Origin of the sequence: Pseudomonas sp. St316 (genome assembly GCF_018325905.1) — a bacterium.
Lineage (GTDB): Bacteria > Pseudomonadota > Gammaproteobacteria > Pseudomonadales > Pseudomonadaceae > Aquipseudomonas.
On the sequence record NZ_AP021901.1, the window covers coordinates 5,553,113 to 5,570,415 of the forward strand.

Below are 17,303 nucleotides of genomic sequence, written 5' to 3' on the forward strand. Positions count from 1 at the left end.
TAATCAGGACTTATCTGTAATCAGGCGTGCGACCGGAGCGGCACTGGGTTAATCGTCGAGGCGCTCTTCGAGCTGGCGCACTTCGTAGGTGAGCTTGTCGAGGAACTGCATGCGCCGCATCAGGCGTTCGGCCTGTTCGCGTTGCGCGGCATCGTTCCAGCAGGCTGCGAAGCTTTCGTTCAGTTCTTGCTGGGCGTCTTTCAAGCGACGCTTGAATACCGCGACACCGGCCAGGTCGGCGCTGTCCTGCAGGTCTTCGAGCTCTTCGCGCCATTGCATCTGCTGCAAAAGAAACTCGGGATCATGAACCGTGACCTCCAGCGGCAACTCATGGCCGCTGATGGCGAGCAGGTAACGCGCGCGCTTGGCCGGGTGCTTGAGCGTCTGGTAGGCCTCGTTGAGGTTCGCCGACTGCTCGAGCGCCCGCCGCTGCTCCGCCTCGGAAGCATCGGCAAAGCGATCGGGATGGACGCCACGGGCCAATTCAAGGTAACGCGCTGACAACTGTTCGAGATCCAGCTGGAACGCCGGCTGCATCTGGAACAACGCAAAATGACAAGGAGTTCCCACAAGCCGCCTCAGATGTTGAAGCTTTCGCCGCAGCCACATTCACCGCGCACGTTGGGGTTGTTGAACTTGAAGCCTTCGTTCAACCCTTCCTTGACGAAATCCAGTTCGGTGCCGTCCAGGTACGTCAGGCTTTTCGGGTCGATGATCACTTTCTGACCATGACTTTCGAATACCTGATCGTCTTCGCCCACTTCGTCGACGAATTCCAGCACATAGGCAAGACCAGAGCAGCCCGTGGTGCGAACACCCAGGCGGATACCCTCGCCCTTGCCGCGCCCCGCGAGGGAGCGCTGGATATGCTTAGCTGCCGCTTCTGTCATCTGGATAGCCATGAAAACTCCTTACCAATGCGCGGATCAGATCAAGCCTTTCTTCTGCTTGTAATCGCGAACGGCGGCCTTGATGGCGTCTTCGGCGAGTACCGAGCAGTGGATCTTCACTGGCGGCAGGGCCAGTTCTTCGGCCAGCTGGGTGTTCTTGATGGTTTCGGCTTCATCAAGGGTCTTGCCCTTCATCCACTCGGTGGCCAGGGAGCTGGACGCAATGGCGGAACCGCAGCCATAGGTCTTGAACTTGGCATCTTCGATGATGCCTTGCTCGTTGACCTTGATCTGCAGGCGCATCACGTCGCCGCACGCCGGGGCGCCGACCATGCCGGTGCCGACATCAGGATCCTGCGCGTCCATCTTGCCGACGTTGCGCGGGTTCTCGTAGTGGTCGATGACCTTTTCGCTATATGCCATTTGCTTCAATCCTCATCAGTGAGTCGCTCTGGTGGCGACTTCTTCAGTGCGCCGCCCACTCGATTTTCGAAATGTCGACGCCGTCTTTGTACATGTCCCACAGCGGCGACAGAGCGCGCAGCTTGGTAACGGCCTCGCAGACTTTCTGCGCGGCGTAATCGATTTCTTCTTCGGTGGTGAAACGGCCGAAGGTGAAGCGGATCGAGCTGTGAGCCAGTTCGTCGTTGCGGCCCAGGGCGCGCAGTACGTACGAAGGTTCCAGCGACGCCGAGGTGCACGCCGAACCGGACGACACGGCCAGATCCTTGAGCGCCATGATCAGCGACTCGCCTTCAACATAGTTGAAGCTCAGGTTCAGGTTGTGCGGTACGCGGGCGATCATGCTGCCGTTGACGTAGAGCTCTTCCAGGTGCTCGACCTGCTTGAAGAAGCGGTCGCTCAGGGCCTTGATGCGCACGTTCTCGGCAGCCATGTCTTCCTTGGCTACACGGAAGGCTTCGCCCATGCCGACGATCTGGTGGGTCGCCAGGGTGCCGGAACGCATGCCACGCTCGTGACCGCCGCCGTGCATGGTCGCTTCGATGCGAACACGTGGCTTGCGGCTGACGTACAGCGCGCCAATGCCTTTAGGGCCGTAGGTCTTGTGGGCCGAGAACGACATCAGGTCGACTTTCAGCTTGGACAGGTCGATGTCGACCTTGCCGGTGGACTGGGCTGCGTCGACGTGGAACAGGATGCCCTTGGAACGGGTCAGCTCGCCGATGGCGGCGATGTCGTTGACGGTGCCGATTTCGTTGTTCACGTGCATGATCGAAACCAGGATGGTGTCGTCGCGCAGGGCGGCTTCGATCATGGCCGGGGTGATGATGCCGTCTTCACCGGGCTCGATGTAGGTGACTTCGAAGCCTTCACGCTCCAGTTGGCGCATGGTGTCCAGGACAGCCTTGTGCTCGATCTTGGAGGTGATCAGGTGCTTGCCCTTGGTGTGATAGAAGTGCGCGACACCCTTGATTGCCAGGTTGTCGGACTCGGTGGCACCGGAGGTCCAGACGATTTCACGCGGGTCGGCGTTGACCAGGTCGGCGACCTGGCGACGGGCGTTTTCCACCGACTCTTCGGCCTTCCAGCCGAACACGTGGGAACGGGACGCCGGGTTACCGAAGTTTCCGTCGACCAGCAGGCACTCACTCATTTTTTGCGCGACACGCGGATCAACCGGGGTGGTCGCTGAGTAATCAAGGTAAATCGGCAATTTCATGGACTCTCTCCTAAATCAGGCTGGCTGGCGTTCCGCGTGCTCTGCGGCGGTCATTCGACGGCGGACGCTTCAATCTTGTCCAGGTGCGGCGCCTTGCTATTGCAACGGCGCTGGTCCTGACGCTGGGCTACTTCTTGCACCTCACGGCGAGTTACAAGGTCAGCCAAGCTGATACCGCTTAGAAATTCGTGGATCTGCAGGCTGAGGTCGCACCACAAGTGGTGGGTCAGGCAAGTATCGCCGCCATGGCAGTCGCCAAGGCCCTGGCATTTGGTCGCATCGACCGATTCGTTCACCGCATCGATCACCTGGGCAACCTGGATGCCCTGCATGTCGCGCGACAACTGGTAGCCGCCGCCTGGGCCGCGAACGCTGGAAACCAGGTTGCTACGGCGCAGCTTGGCGAACAGCTGTTCAAGATAAGACAGGGAAATGCCCTGGCGCTCGGAGATATCGGCCAGGGACACCGGCCCGTGCTGCGCATGCAATGCCAGATCCAGCATTGCGGTCACGGCGTATCGGCCTTTTGTAGTCAGTCGCATGGACAATTACCACGGAGTTCGGAATGGGGGCGAGTATGCAATTCCCGAGTATTTAAGTCAAGTATAAGACCTAGTGCTTTACTCGGGTTTACCCGCGAAAGAGCGCGCGCATCATAGCAAAGGCTGGCCGGCGGCGACCAGCGATACCGCGTTATCGTTCATCGCGAGCAAGCTCGCTCCCACAAGGGGCCACTGGTGAACGCACAATGAGCGTACGACACAGATCCCCTGTGGGAGCGAGCTTGCTCGCGATGGGGCCAGCCGGACTTCAGCTGGCCTGGGTTTCGTCCTTATCCTTCACACACGCGAAGTCTTCCTCGCGCAGTTCAGGCAGGTCCTTGGCACAGTAATTACTGCCCAGGTCCTTCAGGGCCCCACACATCCCCTCCAAGCGCCCATCGACGGCCTGCAGGTGATCGAGCAACTGGTTGATCGCACGGGCGACCGGGTCGGGCATGTCTTCGCCGACACCATAGGCGTCGAAACCGATTTTCTCGGCCATGGCCTTGCGACGGGCGTCCTGCTCGTCATCGGACTTGACGATGATCCGCCCCGGAATACCCACCACGGTCGCGCCAGGCGGCACGGCCTTGGTGACCACGGCATTGGAGCCGACTTTCGCCCCCGCCCCTACCGTGAACGGCCCAAGCACCTTGGCACCCGCCCCCACGACTACGCCGTCTTCCAGGGTTGGGTGACGCTTGCCTTTGTTCCAACTGGTGCCGCCGAGGGTCACGCCTTGGTACAGCGTCACGTCGTCGCCGATCTCGGCGGTTTCGCCGATGACGATGCCCATGCCGTGGTCGATGAAGAAGCGCCGACCGACCTTGGCGCCCGGGTGAATCTCGATCCCGGTCAACCAGCGCCCGAAGTTCGAGACCAGTCGCGCCAGCCACTTCCAGCCCATGTTCCACAAGGCGCCGGACAGGCGATGGATCCAGATCGCATGCATCCCCGGGTAGCAGGTCAACACTTCAAAGGCATTGCGCGCCGCCGGGTCACGATGGAAAACACTTTGGATATCTTCACGCAAACGTTCGAACATTTTATTTCTTCCGCTTAATCAGCTCGCCACGGGCCGCCTTCTGGGTTTCCGTGAGGATGCCGCGCAATATATTCATCTCCGCCCGGCTGACCGAGCTTCGTCCGTACAACCGACGCAGGCGCGCCATCAAGTGTCGCGGCTTTTCCGGGTCGAGGAACTCGATGTCCACCAGGGTCTGTTCCAGGTGTTCATAGAACCGTTCCAGCTCATCCATGGTCGCCAGTGTCTCACTGCGCGGCGACGTCACCTCGGTTTTTTCGACCTTGCTTGGCTTGCCTTCAGCGACGAGCCAGGCCATGCGCACTTCATAACTCAACACCTGCACCGCCGCCCCGAGGTTCAAGGAACTGAACTCAGGGTCGGAAGGGATATGCACGTGAAAGTGACATCGCTGCAGCTCGTCGTTGGTCAGGCCGGAGTCTTCACGGCCGAACACCAGGGCGATCTCAAAGCCTTGCGCGGCTTCCTCGACCACTTTGGTGCCGCACTCGCGGGGGTCGAGCAGCGGCCAGGGGATACGCCGGTCGCGAGCACTGGTGCCGAGCACCAGGTTGCAACCCACCAGGGCATCTTCGAGGGTGGCGACGACCTGGGCATTGGCAAGGATGTCACCGGCACCCGAGGCACGGGCGTCGGCTTCGTGATGGGGAAACAAGCGCGGCTCGACCAGCACCAAGCGCGACAGGCCCATGTTCTTCATGGCCCGCGCAGCTCCGCCGATGTTACCCGGATGGCTGGTATTGACCAGGACGACACGAATGTTCTGCAACAAGGGAGGCGCTCTCGAACACAATAAAGGGAGCAAATCTTACATAAGCACCTACCGTTAAGCTATGAAAGCGAACACCAACCTTCTCCTCGGAAAACTTTCTGATAGAATGCGCGGCTTTCTTTAACAACCTTAGGTGACACATCCATGCAGCCCATGCTGAATATCGCGCTGCGCGCCGCCCGCAGCGCCAGTGAACTGATCTTCCGCTCCATCGAGCGCCTGGATACCATCAAGGTCGATGAAAAAGACGCCAAGGACTACGTGTCCGAGGTTGATCGCGCCGCCGAGCAAAAAATCGTCGACGCCCTGCGCAAGGCTTACCCAAACCACTCGATCCTCGGTGAAGAGACCGGCATGCACGCCGGTACTGGCATCGAAGGCGAAGAGTACCTGTGGATCATCGATCCACTGGACGGCACCACCAACTTCCTGCGCGGCATTCCTCACTTCGCTGTCAGCATCGCCTGCAAATACCGTGGTCGCCTGGAACACGCCGTTGTGCTGGACCCGGTTCGCCAGGAAGAATTCACCGCCAGCCGTGGCCGTGGCGCCCAATTGAACGGTCGTCGCCTGCGCGTCAGCGGCCGCACCAGCCTGGACGGCGCCCTGCTGGGTACCGGCTTCCCGTTCCGCGATGACCAGATGGACAACCTGGACAACTACCTGGGCATGTTCCGCGCCCTGGTCGGCCAGACCGCCGGCATCCGCCGCGCCGGCGCTGCCAGCCTGGACCTGGCTTACGTGGCCGCCGGCCGTTTCGATGCGTTCTGGGAATCGGGCCTGTCCGAATGGGACATGGCCGCAGGCGCCCTGTTGATCCAGGAAGCCGGCGGCTTGGTGAGCGACTTCACCGGCGGTCACGACTTCCTTGAAAAAGGCCACATCGTTGCCGGCAACACCAAATGCTTCAAGGCTGTACTGACAGCTATCCAGCCGCACTTGCCAGCTTCGTTGAAGCGTTAAGTAACCGGCTGCAGAGAAAGCACCCTTCGGGGTGCTTTTTTTATGCCCGCATTTTCAGCGCCCCCCCCAAAAAAAATCCCCCTGTGGGAGCGAGCTTGCTCGCGATTCGGTAGCACATTCAACATGGATTCAAGCTGCCCCACCGCTATCGCGAGCAAGCTCGCTCCCACAGGGGATTTGGGCTGGGCAAAAGAGTTGTGTCCAATGAAGATCCAGTGTGGGAGCGAGCCTGCTCGCGATTCGGTAGCACATTCAACATGGAGGCAAGCTGACACGACGCTATCGCGAGCAGGCTCGCTCCCACAGGGGATTTGGGCCGGGCAAAAGAGTTGTGTCCACTGAAGATCCAGTGTGGGAGCGAGCTTGCTCGCGATTCGGTAGCACATTCAACATGGATTCAAGCTGACCCAACGCTATCGCGAGCAGGCTCGCTCCCACAGGGGATTTGGGCTGGGCAAAAGAGGTGTGTCCACTGAAGATCCAGTGTGGGAGCGAGCCTGCTCGCGACTCGGTAGAACATTCAACATGGATTCAAGCTGACCCACCGCTATCGCGAGCAGGCTCGCTCCCACAGGGGATTTGGGCTGGGCAAAAGAGTTGTGTCCAATGAAGATCCAGTGTGGGAGCGAGCCTGCTCGCGATTCGGTAGCACATTCAACATGGAGGCAAGCTGACCCACCGCTATCGCGAGCAAGCTCGCTCCCACAGGGGATTTGGGCTGGGCAAAAGAGTTGTGTCCAATGAAGATCCAGTGTGGGAGCGAGCCTGCTCGCGATTCGGTAGTACATTCAACATGGAGGCAAGCTGACACGACGCTATCGCGAGCAGGCTCGCTCCCACAGGGGATTTGGGCCGGGCAAAAGAGTTGTGTCCACTGAAGATCCAGTGTGGGAGCCACACTGCTCGCGATTCGGTAGCACATTCAACATGGAGGCAAGCTGACACGACGCTATCGCGAGCAGGCTCGCTCCCACAGGGGATCTGGGGTGGGTCTGGAATGCGGGCGTAAAAAAAGCACCCCGAAGGGTGCTTCTTCATAACAGCTGGATCACTGAGCCGGTTCGTTCTGCCCCAGGATCAGTTGGCCTTCCTTGTTCACCGGGATCTGATTGCCCGGGTCGCGGTCCATGCGGACTTTGCCTTCTTTGCCGTCGAGCATGTAGCGAACGTCGTAGCCCACAACCTTGTCGCTGATGTCATTGACCGTGTTGCAGCGAGTCTGGGTGGTGGTGTAGGTGTCGCGTTCCTGCATGCCTTCCTGAATCTTGTTACCGGCATACCCGCCGCCGGCCGCACCTGCCACGGTGGCGATTTTCTTGCCGGTGCCGCCGCCGACCTGGTTGCCCAATAGGCCACCGGCCAAGGCGCCGATCACGGTGCCAGCGATCTGGTGTTGGTCCTGGACTGGCTTCTGCCGAGTCACGGTGACGTCCTTGCACACTTCACGAGGGGTTTTGATCTGTGTTTTGACCGGCTCCACGGCCAACACCTGGGCAGATTCAGGGCCACTTTTTACCAAGCTGTAGGTGGCGACCGCACCACCGGCCGTTACACCGACAGCACCCAATACCGCACCAACCAGCATCGATTTGTTCACTTGAACCTCCTGACCATCACATGCGGAGTAATCCGCGCTTCTCCCAGCCTTGGAGCATAAAAAAAGGCGCGAGTTCAACTCGCGCCTTTTCAGCTGTGACCGGTGGAGCAACGAGCCTTATGGGCGGTCGTCGACTTCCGTTTCCGTGGCCGCAGGAGGAATCAGGTCCTCGGTGCTCAGGTTCAGCCAGATCAGCACCACGTTGGCGATGTAGATCGACGAGTAGGTACCCGCCAACACACCAATGAACAGCGCGATGGAGAACCCGAACAGGTTGTCGCCACCAAAGAACAGCAGCGCGGCAATTGCCAGCAAGGTGGAGATCGACGTCGCCATGGTCCGCAACAGGGTCTGGGTGGTCGAGATGTTGATGTTCTCGATCAGGGACGCCTTGCGCAGCACACGGAAGTTCTCACGCACCCGGTCGAACACCACGATGGTGTCGTTGAGCGAGTAACCGATGATCGCCAGCACCGCCGCCAGCACCGTCAAGTCGAAGGTGATCTGGAAGAACGACAGGATGCCCACGGTCACGATCACGTCGTGGATCAGCGAGACGATGGCGCCCACCGCAAACTTCCACTGAAAGCGGAAGGCCAGGTAGATCAGGATGCCACCCAGCGCCATCAGCATGCCGAGGCCGCCCTGGTCGCGCAGTTCTTCACCCACTTGCGGGCCGACGAACTCGACGCGCTTGACCTGGGCCGGGTTGTCGCCGCCGGCCTTCTGCAAGGCCTCGGCTACCTGATGACCCAACTGCGGATCTTCACCCGGCATGCGCACCAGCAGGTCGGTGGTCGCACCGAAGCTCTGCACGATGGCTTCGCCGTAGCCCGAGCTCGCCAGTTGCTCACGCACCTTGGTGACGTCAGCCGGACGCTCGTAGGTCAGCTCGATGAGCGTACCGCCGGTGAAGTCCAGGCCATAGTTCAGGCCCTTGGTGGCCCAACTGAACAACGCCAGGACCGTGAGGAACAATGTGAAGCCGAACGCAACGTTGCGAACGCCCATGAAGTTGATTGTACGTAACATGGCAGCCCCTTAAATCCACAACTTCTTGAAGTCACGACCGCCAAAGATCAGGTTGACCATTGCGCGGGTCACCATGATGGCTGTGAACATCGAGGTAAAGATCCCGAGGGACATGGTCACTGCGAAGCCCTTGACCGGGCCGGTGCCCATGGCGAAGAGAATCCCGCCCACCAGCAACGTGGTCAGGTTGGCATCGAGAATCGCGGTGAATGCCCGGCCGAAGCCTTCGTTGATTGCCCGCTGGATCGACATGCCCGCGGCGATCTCTTCACGTATCCGCGAGAAGATCAGCACGTTGGCGTCCACCGCCATACCCATGGTCAACACGATACCGGCGATACCCGGCAGGGTCAGCGTGGCGCCCAGCAGCGACATCAAGGCCAGCAGCATCACCATGTTCACCGCCAGCGCGACGGTGGCGATGATGCCGAAGAAGCGGTAGATGGCGATGATGAACAGCGACACGAACAGCATGCCCCACAGCGAGGCGTCGATGCCCTTGGTGATGTTGTCGGCACCCAGGCTCGGGCCGATGGTGCGCTCTTCAGCGAAGTACATCGGCGCGGCCAGGCCACCGGCACGCAGCAGCAGGGCCAGTTCCGAGGCTTCACCCTGGCCGTTCAGGCCGGTGATACGGAACTGGCTGCCCAGCGGCGACTGGATGGTCGCCAGGCTGATGATTTTCTTCTCTTCCTTGAACGCCTGTACCGCGACGTCTTTCTCGACACCATTGACCACTTGCTTGGTGTAGGTGGTGATCGGCTTCTGCTCGATGAAGATCACCGCCATGCTGCGGCCGACGTTGCTGCGCGTGGCGCGGCTCATCAGCTCGCCACCGTGGCCGTCGAGGTGGATGTTCACCTGTGGACGACCGTGCTCGTCGAAGCTTGCCTTGGCGTCGGTCACCTGGTCACCGGTGATGATCAGGCCACGCTCGATCTGCGCCGCCGGACGATTGCCCTCACGGAACTCGAAGCTCTCGGAAGAGGCCTTGGACGCGCCCGGTTCAGCACCGAGGCGGAACTCCAGGTTGGCGGTCTTGCCGAGGATACGCTTGGCTTCGGCGGTGTCCTGCACGCCCGGCAGCTCGACCACGATGCGGTTGGCGCCCTGGCGCTGCACGATCGGTTCGGCCACGCCCAGCTCGTTGACCCGGTTACGCACGGTGGTCAAGTTCTGCTTGATGGAGTATTCGCGGATTTCCGCCAGCTTGGCCGGGGTCATCGCCAGACGCAGCACCGCCTGACCATTGAGGTCGGCCGGCACAATGTCGAAATCGTTGAAGGTCTTGCGGACCAGCGCACGGGCCTGCTCGCGGGTATCTTCATCGCTGAAGCCCAGCTGAATGGCACCGTTGAAGGCCGGCAGGCTGCGATAGCGCACGCGCTCTTTGCGCAGCAGGCTCTTGACGTCGCCTTCGTAGACTTTCATCCGCGCGTCGAGGGCTTTATCCATGTCCACTTCCAGCAGGAAGTGCACACCACCGGACAAGTCCAGACCCAGCTTCATCGGATGCGCACCAAACTTGCGCAGCCATTGCGGGGTGGTCTGGGCCAGGTTCAAGGCCACAACGTAATCGTCGCCCAACGCCTTGCGCACCACGTCCTTGGCTGGCAGTTGGTCTTCCGCCTTGACCAGGCGCAACAGACCGCCCTTGCCGTTTTCGGCGATGGACGCAGCCTTGACCTCGATATTGGACGCCTTGAGCGCAGCGCTCGCACGGTCCAGATCGGCCTGGGTGACCTGCAGCGCAGTGCTTGCGCCACTGACCTGAATGGCCGGGTCATCCGGGTATAGATTGGGAGCGGAATAAATCAGCCCGACCGCCAGCACCGCCAGGATCAGTACATATTTCCACAGAGGGTATTTGTTCAGCATCACGCCGCCCGCTTATGACGCGGGCGCCTTGCGCGCCCCGTCGATTGAATAGAAGTTGTTACTTAGATCGCTTTCAGCGTGCCTTTTGGCAGCGTGGCCGCGATAGCGCCCTTCTGGAACTTCATTTCAACAGTGTCGGACACTTCCAGAACCACGAAGTCATCGGCCACTTTGGTGATCTTGCCAGCGATGCCGCCGGTGGTGACCACTTCATCGCCCTTCTGCAGGCTGCCCAGCAGGTTCTTCTGCTCTTTGGCGCGTTTGGCCTGTGGACGCCAGATCATCAGGTAGAAGATGACCAGGAAGCCGACCAGGAAAATCCACTCGAAACCGCCGCCCATAGGGCCGGCAGCAGCAGGTGCAGCCGCGTCAGCCATGGCATTAGAGATAAAAAAGCTCATTTAGCACTCCAGTTGCAAGTATTGAATCTAGGGATCGGAAAACTCAGTCCAAGGGCGGTACAGGCAACCCGCGCTTGGCATAGAAGGCCTCGACAAAGGCGGCCAATGTACCCTGTTGGATAGCCTCGCGCAAACCAGCCATAAGCACCTGATAATGGCGCAAATTGTGGATGGTATTGAGCATACTGCCGAGCATTTCGCCGCACTTGTCCAAATGATGCAGATAAGCGCGGGAGAAGTTCTGGCAGGTGTAGCAATCGCACGTCGGATCCAGCGGCGAATCATCATGGCGATGGAACGCGTTACGGATCTTCAGCACGCCCGTGTCGATGAACAGATGCCCATTGCGGGCATTACGGGTTGGCATCACGCAATCGAACATGTCCACCCCGCGGCGCACACCCTCAACCAGATCCTCCGGTTTGCCAACGCCCATAAGGTAACGAGGTTTGTCAGCGGGCATTTCGCCCGGCAGGTAATCGAGCACCTTGATCATCTCGTGCTTGGGCTCGCCCACCGACAGGCCGCCAATCGCCAGGCCATCGAAGCCGATCTTGTCCAGGCCTTCGAGCGAGCGCATGCGCAGGTCGCGGTGCATGCCGCCCTGGACGATGCCGAACAGCGCCGCCGTGTTCTCGCCATGGGCGTTCTTCGAACGTTGGGCCCAACGCAACGACAGCTCCATGGACACCCGCGCCACGTCTTCATCGGCCGGGTACGGCGTGCATTCGTCGAAGATCATCACGATGTCCGAGCCCAGGTCGCGCTGGACCTGCATCGACTCTTCCGGCCCCATGAACACCTTGGAACCGTCCACCGGAGAAGCGAAGGTCACGCCCTCCTCCTTGATCTTGCGCATCGCACCGAGGCTGAACACCTGGAAACCGCCGGAGTCAGTCAGAATCGGGCCTTTCCACTGCATGAAATCGTGCAGGTCGCCGTGGGCCTTGATCACTTCCATGCCCGGGCGCAGCCATAGGTGGAAGGTGTTGCCGAGGATGATCTCCGCGCCCGTGGCGACGATGTCCCGTGGCAGCATGCCCTTGACCGTGCCGTAGGTGCCCACCGGCATGAACGCCGGGGTTTCCACGGTACCGCGGGGGAAGGTCAGGCGACCGCGACGCGCCTTGCCATCGGTGGCAAGCAACTCGAAGGACATGCGACAGGTGCGACTCATACTGTTTCCTCGGGCCCGCGTGGCGCGGGGTTACGGGTGATGAACATCGCATCACCGTAGCTGAAAAAGCGGTATCCATGCTCGACGGCGGCCTTGTAGGCGGCCATGGCTTCGGGATAACCGGCGAACGCCGAAACCAGCATCAACAGCGTGGATTCGGGCAAATGAAAGTTGGTGACCAGGGCATCGACCACATGAAACGGCCGGCCCGGGTAGATAAAGATGTCGGTGTCGCCACTGAACGGCTTGAGCACGCCATCGCGCGCGGCGCTTTCCAGGGAACGCACGCTGGTGGTCCCCACCGCCACCACCCGTCCACCGCGGACGCGACAGGCCGCCACGGCATCGACGACTTCCTGGCTGACTTCCAGCCATTCGTTGTGCATGTGATGGTCTTCGATGCGCTCGACCCGCACCGGCTGGAACGTACCGGCGCCAACGTGCAACGTCACGAACGCCGTCTCCACGCCCTTGGCGGCAATCGCCTCCAGCAACGGCTGATCGAAATGCAGCCCCGCCGTCGGCGCCGCCACCGCCCCCAGGCGCTCGGCGTACACGGTCTGATAACGCTCGCGGTCCGAACCTTCGTCCGGGCGGTCTATATAAGGAGGCAACGGCATGTGCCCGACACGGTCGAGCAGCGGCAACACCTCTTCGGCAAACGCCAGCTCGAACAACGCATCATGCCGCGCCACCATCACCGCCTCGCCACCGCCGTCGATCAAGATCGAGGAACCGGGCTTGGGCGACTTGCTGGAACGCACATGGGCCAGCACGCGATGGCTGTCCAGCACCCGCTCCACCAGAATCTCCAGCTTGCCGCCGGAGGCCTTCTGACCAAACAACCGCGCCGGGATCACCCGGGTATTGTTGAACACCATCAAATCGCCCGGGCGCAAATGCTCAAGCAAATCAGTGAATTGACGGTGAGCCATGGCACCGCTGACCCCGTCCAGGGTCAACAGTCGACTGGCGCGACGCTCGGCCAAAGGGTGGCGGGCGATCAGCGAATCCGGGAGTTCGAAAGTAAAGTCAGCAACACGCATGATGGGGTTCGTCTAGCAGGGCCGGAAAGTCTAGCGGAATTATTAAAAATTCACCATGAAACGTGATTGACCAACGGTAGGCACCTCTCTATACTTCGCCGCCATTGAGCCCTGATGGCGGAATTGGTAGACGCGGCGGATTCAAAATCCGTTTTCGAAAGGAGTGGGAGTTCGAGTCTCCCTCGGGGCACCATCTTAAAGAAAGACCTTGAAATTCAAGGTCTTTTTTTTCGTCTGGAGGAAAGTGGGTTGGGTCGTGATCGAAGCAGATCCCAGCCATCCCCCGCACCCGTTTTTGTGGCGAGGGGATTCATCACCGCTGGGCCGCAAATCCTGTGGATGAGAAAGTCTCCATGGCGAGGAGAAACCCGTGGCGAGGGAGCTTGCTCCCGCTTGAGCGCAAAGCGCTCACAAAAAAGTCACTGCCCTCACCGATATTCCAGGTCATGCATCACCAAGACATGAACCACCCACCCATATCCACCCCACCCTCCTCACCCAGTCACTAAGGATTTCACCCCATGGAATTGCTGCTGGAAACGGTCGCTCTTTACTCGCTGAAGCTGGCTTATGAGACGGAGGGGCATAGCCCGATTTTGCGGGATGATCCGTTGATGGGCGGGTGTGATCGGGAGGTTTTTGGGTTGTTGGTCCGGCGGGGGGATTTGGTTGGGATTCAGGGGGAAATTGGGCGGTGTTTGGATTTGGCGTTGGGGGCGGTTGGGGGCGCTGATACAGCTCTGGGCCGTGAGCTGCATCAGTTGGCGTCAGAGTTCAGCACTGTGCAGACTATGGAACAGCTTGATGCCCCACTCATCGCGCTGAGGGGTTATCTAAAAGATATCCAGTGAATAGCGTTTAACGGACGGGCTTCGTCAGGAATTAACGCCCCTGCTTCATCCAAGACAGGGGATTTCTCGACTGTTCAGCGGCTAGATGATCTGCGGCGATCACTCAGTTTTCACGGCAATACAGAACAGCAAGTGAATACCGGCCATTGCGGCCTGGGATTCGTGTTCCTTTTGTGAAAGCCAAATGGTATTTCTGGCCATACGATATGCCTCTAATGGATCGAGCATTGAAGTGTCGGCGCCTTGATGCAAGAGCGAATGACCTAACCTACCGTCCGGGTAGCGTAGCCAACCTTCCCATCCCAACAACGACGCCCCTGCGACCTTAAGAAGCTCCAAAGCGTTCATCGCATGCGGGTAAGGAAGGACCAGTTCGCTCTGAGACGCGGACAACCGTTGTAAATCATCTATCGTCATGTACAACCCCTTTTCCGTAGTCCGCCATGAAGGAAAGTAGACTCGTCTCTTTTCCCGAAAACTCCTCCAAGCTCTATAAAGCACAACGGGAGCAACGCGGCGAAATCGAAAAAGCTCAAACCGCTGAACAGCGTGCTGCCGACGCATACGCAGCAGCTTTGGCCGACGGTGACGACGCAGTCAAAGAGCGTGCCGAAAAGGCTCTCAAGCAAGCATCGGAAGCAATGAAACAAGCCGCTCAAGGTAAACGTGGACTCAATACGCTTCTGGCTCAGTCGAGGCAAAAATTTATCTAATCCCCTGGACGCAACGACTCCAAAGTGCGTGGTCGGTCGCACCTAGCCAAGCCCGCCGGGCCGGATGAGCACTACACCGTATCTAATCAGTATTTGTCCTCCTATTTTATTTGATATCTCTACTGCCAAACGTCGTAACGATTTGGTACATTCGACTCGAACAAGAGCTTCCTAGCACGTGAAAATAAACTGACTAAAGAATGAATAGCTCCTCGGCAGTATTAAATTCAATAGGTGACTTATGGATGAGCAAACAAAGGGTGCATGGCTGTTAGCCCAATCGAAATGCCTTGATGGCGTGAATGGCGGGGGTAGACTAGAAAACATTCAGTATGCGGGGAAAACAGGCAGACTCTATAATTTGCTAAGGCGAAACACTATCGATGCTTCAGACTCGACCCTGCAAGCGCAAGATATCACTAGAATCTGCCAACTTAACAACATTGACCGTGCTGCAAGAGAATACGGCCTACTAGCACTCCAAAGAGAAGGCAGAATAGATATAACACCTGCAAAAGCAGTGGCGGTAATAGGCGCTACCACGACCGCTGTTCTTGAAGCGACGTCAAGTATTTTTGAAAACTGTGACCCTACGAATGAAGAGAGAGCGGCAATCTATTTGTCGGAACGCGTGTCAGAAAACCCTCTCCCCCTTGATGAGGCAAATAAATTAATTTCGGACATGTTCTCTCTGACCACCGCAAAAACTAAAGGTGTGCTGGACCTATGTAAGTCAACAGCAATAGTCGATCAGGCGGAGGATAAAGGTTTTGCAATTCTCTTTAACAATAATAATTTCCGTAATGCAGAGTACGCACAAAAAGCTTTTCGCATGATGCAGGCGCTGTCTGTAACTGACATGCAGAATGTACAGGAAGTTTTAGCACTAATAAAAAAGAGAGGCGCGATAGTAGATACTGAGGCAGCGAAAATATTGAGCGAGTCACTCTACAAGAGGGTAATCGGGATCGGACTATTTGACAGACTAGAGGTTAGCAACAATACTGAAGCCATTGGCTACCTCACATCACCAAATTCTTTTCAAAAGTTTGGACGCCCTTTTGAAGACGACCCGATTGACGATGCTAAAGCTCTCTTAGCATCGTTAACGTATGGCATGACTCGTAGCGCAGCATCTAGAGGTCATATTTCCTTCCCAGATGCACTCATTAGAAAATTGATTTCAGGAGAAGAAATTGGCGGAAAATATGGTGCAACTGCTATAGGAGAGGATTATAGAGAACTAGAGAAGCGCCAAGTTGTGCAAGTCTTCAAAAAGAACGGAAGCAGATTCACGATGAAGCTTCTCAAGAAAGACGTAGGTGAACTAGCGCGTACAATTATTTCTGGCAATGCTGGGGCACAAGAGGCACTACTCATGGATGGTGCCGCGGCTCAAAACTTTAAAGGTCCATCGGACACTAGAGCTGACATTCGAGCCAAGCACACTTTAAACGACACTCAATTTATCTTGGGCGCATTGGACCAAATGAGGAGCGAGGCATAAAATGGTTACTCCAAAAGGTGCAATGCTGGAAGAATTAGTCCGAGCGTATTTTGAGAAACAGGGCTTCTTTACTATTCGATCCGTACCATTTAAATATAATGGCACAGATGTCACAGACATAGATGTTTGGCTCTACAATCGGCAAGCCGCTAGCGTTAGAGTCCGCGCGGTAGTAGATGTTAAAAACAAACGCTCACCAAAAGCGTTCGAGCGAGTACTTTGGGTTAAAGGCCTTCAAACCATACTCCATTGTGATAGAGCAATTATCGCAACAACGGATGCCGGAGCAGACCTAAGTCGTTTTGCACAAGAACAAAACATCGCCGTTTTGTCTAAGAGCTTTCTAGAACGACTGGATAAAAATATCGAAGCCGAATCTAGGCTTTCGCTCGAAGAGTTTAATGCACTAATCCAAATCAACCCCGCCCACAAACAGGATGGTGACTGGTTAAAGGTTATATCAGACTCAAAATCAGCCATCGTAAGTCAGCCAGGCTTTGCGGCATTCAACAAAATCATGATTGCTTTTCGTTTCTTTGCCGAACGCGCAGAAGTTAGAGCACAACATCAAGAGCAAACGATAAGATGCGCCCTCTTAATCGCCTCACTAGCAAGCATTGCACTTGATGGCGCGCTGGAGAAACTAACTTTTGAAGATCGCCATCGTCGATACGAGGGTATAAAAGATGGTGTAACCTACGGAAACACGAACGGAAAATTCAAACAAAGCATCGATGTAGCATTGAATGTAATATCTGAAAGCATTAGCAACGGCAAGACCATCGCCGCACAAGCCAAAGAGAAAATTGACGAAAAACTTTCTCAAATACGAGCAAGCGTTATAGCTGAACATTTTGCTCGGGAGCATAACTCTCAAGCATTATTTTCAGTTGCGAAAGAATTTGATGTTGCTGCTCATTCTTTGAACCCTGACGCGATGTGGAACATGTCCATAGAGGCACGATCTGTGCTAGGCATATTTGCAGACTTTTCGCAGGTAAAACGTTCGGTCCTGCCGGTTGCCCAGCAAAACAATCTGACGCCTAGATCAGCCACATTAGATACGACGCTAATTAATGATGAGGAACCGCATCCTGCTGGCACTGAAAACAATTCAAGCCCTCAAAGAAAACTATTTAAATCCTAGCAAAATCGTATAGGTGTTACCGTTGTGCAACACCTATACAATCAAACTAAAATATTGAACC

At 57.3% G+C, this 17,303-nt stretch carries 19 protein-coding genes and 1 tRNA gene; 6 read left to right on the top strand and 14 right to left on the bottom strand.

Annotated features, from left to right (window positions below; genetic code table 11):
* Positions 1 to 48: 48 nt before the first annotated feature.
* From hscB to trmJ, 7 genes are all read right to left on the bottom strand, one after another.
* Positions 49 to 570, bottom strand: coding sequence for a co-chaperone HscB (gene hscB, locus KI237_RS24850; RefSeq protein WP_212797465.1), 522 nt, complete (start codon positions 568 to 570; stop codon positions 49 to 51).
* Between the two features lie 8 nt (positions 571 to 578).
* Positions 579 to 902 (bottom strand): iron-sulfur cluster assembly protein IscA, encoded by a 324-nt coding sequence (gene iscA, locus KI237_RS24855; RefSeq protein WP_122568811.1) that lies wholly within the window; start codon positions 900 to 902, stop codon positions 579 to 581.
* 24 nt (positions 903 to 926) lie between these two features.
* Entirely contained in the window at positions 927 to 1,313 is a 387-nt protein-coding gene (gene iscU / locus KI237_RS24860) for a Fe-S cluster assembly scaffold IscU (RefSeq protein WP_003185157.1), read from the bottom strand.
* Positions 1,314 to 1,356: 43 nt separating this feature from the next.
* Positions 1,357 to 2,571 carry an IscS subfamily cysteine desulfurase gene (locus tag KI237_RS24865; RefSeq protein WP_212797466.1) on the bottom strand — a complete coding sequence of 405 codons (1,215 nt, stop codon included), beginning with the start codon at positions 2,569 to 2,571 and terminating at the stop codon, positions 1,357 to 1,359.
* A gap of 50 nt (positions 2,572 to 2,621) precedes the next feature.
* The gene (gene iscR / locus KI237_RS24870; RefSeq protein ID WP_003185160.1) at positions 2,622 to 3,113 is read right to left on the bottom strand and encodes a Fe-S cluster assembly transcriptional regulator IscR; all 492 of its coding nucleotides are present in this window, start codon (positions 3,111 to 3,113) and stop codon (positions 2,622 to 2,624) included.
* A gap of 268 nt (positions 3,114 to 3,381) precedes the next feature.
* A complete protein-coding gene (gene cysE, locus KI237_RS24875) occupies positions 3,382 to 4,158 on the bottom strand; it encodes a serine O-acetyltransferase (protein ID WP_003197992.1) in 777 nt (258 codons plus the stop codon).
* 1 nt (position 4,159) lies between these two features.
* A complete protein-coding gene (trmJ, locus tag KI237_RS24880; RefSeq protein ID WP_212797467.1) occupies positions 4,160 to 4,930 on the bottom strand; it encodes a tRNA (cytosine(32)/uridine(32)-2'-O)-methyltransferase TrmJ in 771 nt (256 codons plus the stop codon).
* 144 nt (positions 4,931 to 5,074) lie between these two features.
* On the opposite strand from trmJ, the gene suhB reads away from it, so the two are divergent.
* Positions 5,075 to 5,893, top strand: a complete 819-nt coding sequence (gene suhB / locus KI237_RS24885; protein ID WP_003185165.1) for a type III secretion system regulator SuhB — start codon at positions 5,075 to 5,077, stop codon at positions 5,891 to 5,893.
* Between the two features lie 1,048 nt (positions 5,894 to 6,941).
* Here suhB and KI237_RS24890 read toward each other — a convergent pair.
* From KI237_RS24890 to queA, 6 genes are all read right to left on the bottom strand, one after another.
* On the bottom strand, positions 6,942 to 7,490 hold the full coding sequence (locus KI237_RS24890; RefSeq protein ID WP_003185167.1) for a glycine zipper 2TM domain-containing protein: 549 nt from the start codon (positions 7,488 to 7,490) through the stop codon (positions 6,942 to 6,944).
* 117 nt (positions 7,491 to 7,607) lie between these two features.
* Entirely contained in the window at positions 7,608 to 8,522 is a 915-nt protein-coding gene (gene secF, locus KI237_RS24895) for a protein translocase subunit SecF (RefSeq protein ID WP_212797468.1), read from the bottom strand.
* Between the two features lie 9 nt (positions 8,523 to 8,531).
* Positions 8,532 to 10,400 (bottom strand): protein translocase subunit SecD, encoded by a 1,869-nt coding sequence (gene secD / locus KI237_RS24900; protein WP_212797469.1) that lies wholly within the window; start codon positions 10,398 to 10,400, stop codon positions 8,532 to 8,534.
* Positions 10,401 to 10,462: 62 nt separating this feature from the next.
* Positions 10,463 to 10,801, bottom strand: coding sequence for a preprotein translocase subunit YajC (yajC, locus tag KI237_RS24905; RefSeq protein WP_003185175.1), 339 nt, complete (start codon positions 10,799 to 10,801; stop codon positions 10,463 to 10,465).
* Positions 10,802 to 10,844: 43 nt separating this feature from the next.
* Complete coding sequence (gene tgt / locus KI237_RS24910; RefSeq protein ID WP_212800693.1) at positions 10,845 to 11,960, bottom strand: tRNA guanosine(34) transglycosylase Tgt; 1,116 nt, start codon at positions 11,958 to 11,960, stop codon at positions 10,845 to 10,847.
* A 14-nt stretch (positions 11,961 to 11,974) separates the two neighbouring features.
* Positions 11,975 to 13,024 carry a tRNA preQ1(34) S-adenosylmethionine ribosyltransferase-isomerase QueA gene (queA, locus tag KI237_RS24915; RefSeq protein ID WP_212797470.1) on the bottom strand — a complete coding sequence of 350 codons (1,050 nt, stop codon included), beginning with the start codon at positions 13,022 to 13,024 and terminating at the stop codon, positions 11,975 to 11,977.
* A 108-nt stretch (positions 13,025 to 13,132) separates the two neighbouring features.
* Between queA and KI237_RS24920 the strand changes: the two genes are divergently transcribed.
* Together KI237_RS24920 and KI237_RS24925 are read left to right on the top strand one after the other, a co-directional pair.
* Positions 13,133 to 13,217 (top strand) — tRNA-Leu (locus KI237_RS24920).
* Between the two features lie 328 nt (positions 13,218 to 13,545).
* On the top strand, positions 13,546 to 13,875 hold the full coding sequence (locus tag KI237_RS24925) for a hypothetical protein (protein ID WP_212797471.1): 330 nt from the start codon (positions 13,546 to 13,548) through the stop codon (positions 13,873 to 13,875).
* Between the two features lie 99 nt (positions 13,876 to 13,974).
* Here the strand turns inward: KI237_RS24925 and KI237_RS24930 are convergent, their stop codons facing one another.
* Positions 13,975 to 14,292, bottom strand: a complete 318-nt coding sequence (locus tag KI237_RS24930; RefSeq protein WP_212797472.1) for a hypothetical protein — start codon at positions 14,290 to 14,292, stop codon at positions 13,975 to 13,977.
* Positions 14,293 to 14,318: 26 nt separating this feature from the next.
* Here KI237_RS24930 and KI237_RS24935 point away from each other — a divergent pair, with 26 nt between their 5' ends.
* The 3 genes from KI237_RS24935 to KI237_RS24945 all read left to right on the top strand — a co-directional run bounded on the left by KI237_RS24935 (position 14,319) and on the right by KI237_RS24945 (position 17,242).
* Positions 14,319 to 14,588 carry a hypothetical protein gene (locus KI237_RS24935; protein ID WP_212797473.1) on the top strand — a complete coding sequence of 90 codons (270 nt, stop codon included), beginning with the start codon at positions 14,319 to 14,321 and terminating at the stop codon, positions 14,586 to 14,588.
* 241 nt (positions 14,589 to 14,829) lie between these two features.
* On the top strand, positions 14,830 to 16,095 hold the full coding sequence (locus tag KI237_RS24940; RefSeq protein WP_212797474.1) for a hypothetical protein: 1,266 nt from the start codon (positions 14,830 to 14,832) through the stop codon (positions 16,093 to 16,095).
* 1 nt (position 16,096) lies between these two features.
* The gene (locus KI237_RS24945; RefSeq protein ID WP_212797475.1) at positions 16,097 to 17,242 is read left to right on the top strand and encodes a hypothetical protein; all 1,146 of its coding nucleotides are present in this window, start codon (positions 16,097 to 16,099) and stop codon (positions 17,240 to 17,242) included.
* Positions 17,243 to 17,303 lie beyond the last annotated feature (61 nt).

Excerpts from the sequence above, each read along its gene's own strand:
- iscA (WP_122568811.1), bottom strand. The coding sequence starts at position 902 with ATGGCTATCCAGATGACAGAAGCGGCAGCTAAGCATATCCAGCGCTCC.
- iscU (WP_003185157.1), bottom strand. The coding sequence starts at position 1,313 with ATGGCATATAGCGAAAAGGTCATCGACCACTACGAGAACCCGCGCAAC.
- KI237_RS24865 (WP_212797466.1), bottom strand. The coding sequence starts at position 2,571 with ATGAAATTGCCGATTTACCTTGATTACTCAGCGACCACCCCGGTTGAT.
- iscR (WP_003185160.1), bottom strand. The coding sequence starts at position 3,113 with ATGCGACTGACTACAAAAGGCCGATACGCCGTGACCGCAATGCTGGAT.
- cysE (WP_003197992.1), bottom strand. The coding sequence starts at position 4,158 with ATGTTCGAACGTTTGCGTGAAGATATCCAAAGTGTTTTCCATCGTGAC.
- suhB (WP_003185165.1), top strand. The coding sequence starts at position 5,075 with ATGCAGCCCATGCTGAATATCGCGCTGCGCGCCGCCCGCAGCGCCAGT.
- secF (WP_212797468.1), bottom strand. The coding sequence starts at position 8,522 with ATGTTACGTACAATCAACTTCATGGGCGTTCGCAACGTTGCGTTCGGC.
- secD (WP_212797469.1), bottom strand. The coding sequence starts at position 10,400 with ATGCTGAACAAATACCCTCTGTGGAAATATGTACTGATCCTGGCGGTG.
- yajC (WP_003185175.1), bottom strand. The coding sequence starts at position 10,801 with ATGAGCTTTTTTATCTCTAATGCCATGGCTGACGCGGCTGCACCTGCT.
- tgt (WP_212800693.1), bottom strand. The coding sequence starts at position 11,960 with ATGTCCTTCGAGTTGCTTGCCACCGATGGCAAGGCGCGTCGCGGTCGC.
- queA (WP_212797470.1), bottom strand. The coding sequence starts at position 13,024 with ATGCGTGTTGCTGACTTTACTTTCGAACTCCCGGATTCGCTGATCGCC.
- KI237_RS24925 (WP_212797471.1), top strand. The coding sequence starts at position 13,546 with ATGGAATTGCTGCTGGAAACGGTCGCTCTTTACTCGCTGAAGCTGGCT.
- KI237_RS24930 (WP_212797472.1), bottom strand. The coding sequence starts at position 14,292 with ATGACGATAGATGATTTACAACGGTTGTCCGCGTCTCAGAGCGAACTG.
- KI237_RS24935 (WP_212797473.1), top strand. The coding sequence starts at position 14,319 with ATGAAGGAAAGTAGACTCGTCTCTTTTCCCGAAAACTCCTCCAAGCTC.
- KI237_RS24940 (WP_212797474.1), top strand. The coding sequence starts at position 14,830 with ATGGATGAGCAAACAAAGGGTGCATGGCTGTTAGCCCAATCGAAATGC.
- KI237_RS24945 (WP_212797475.1), top strand. The coding sequence starts at position 16,097 with ATGGTTACTCCAAAAGGTGCAATGCTGGAAGAATTAGTCCGAGCGTAT.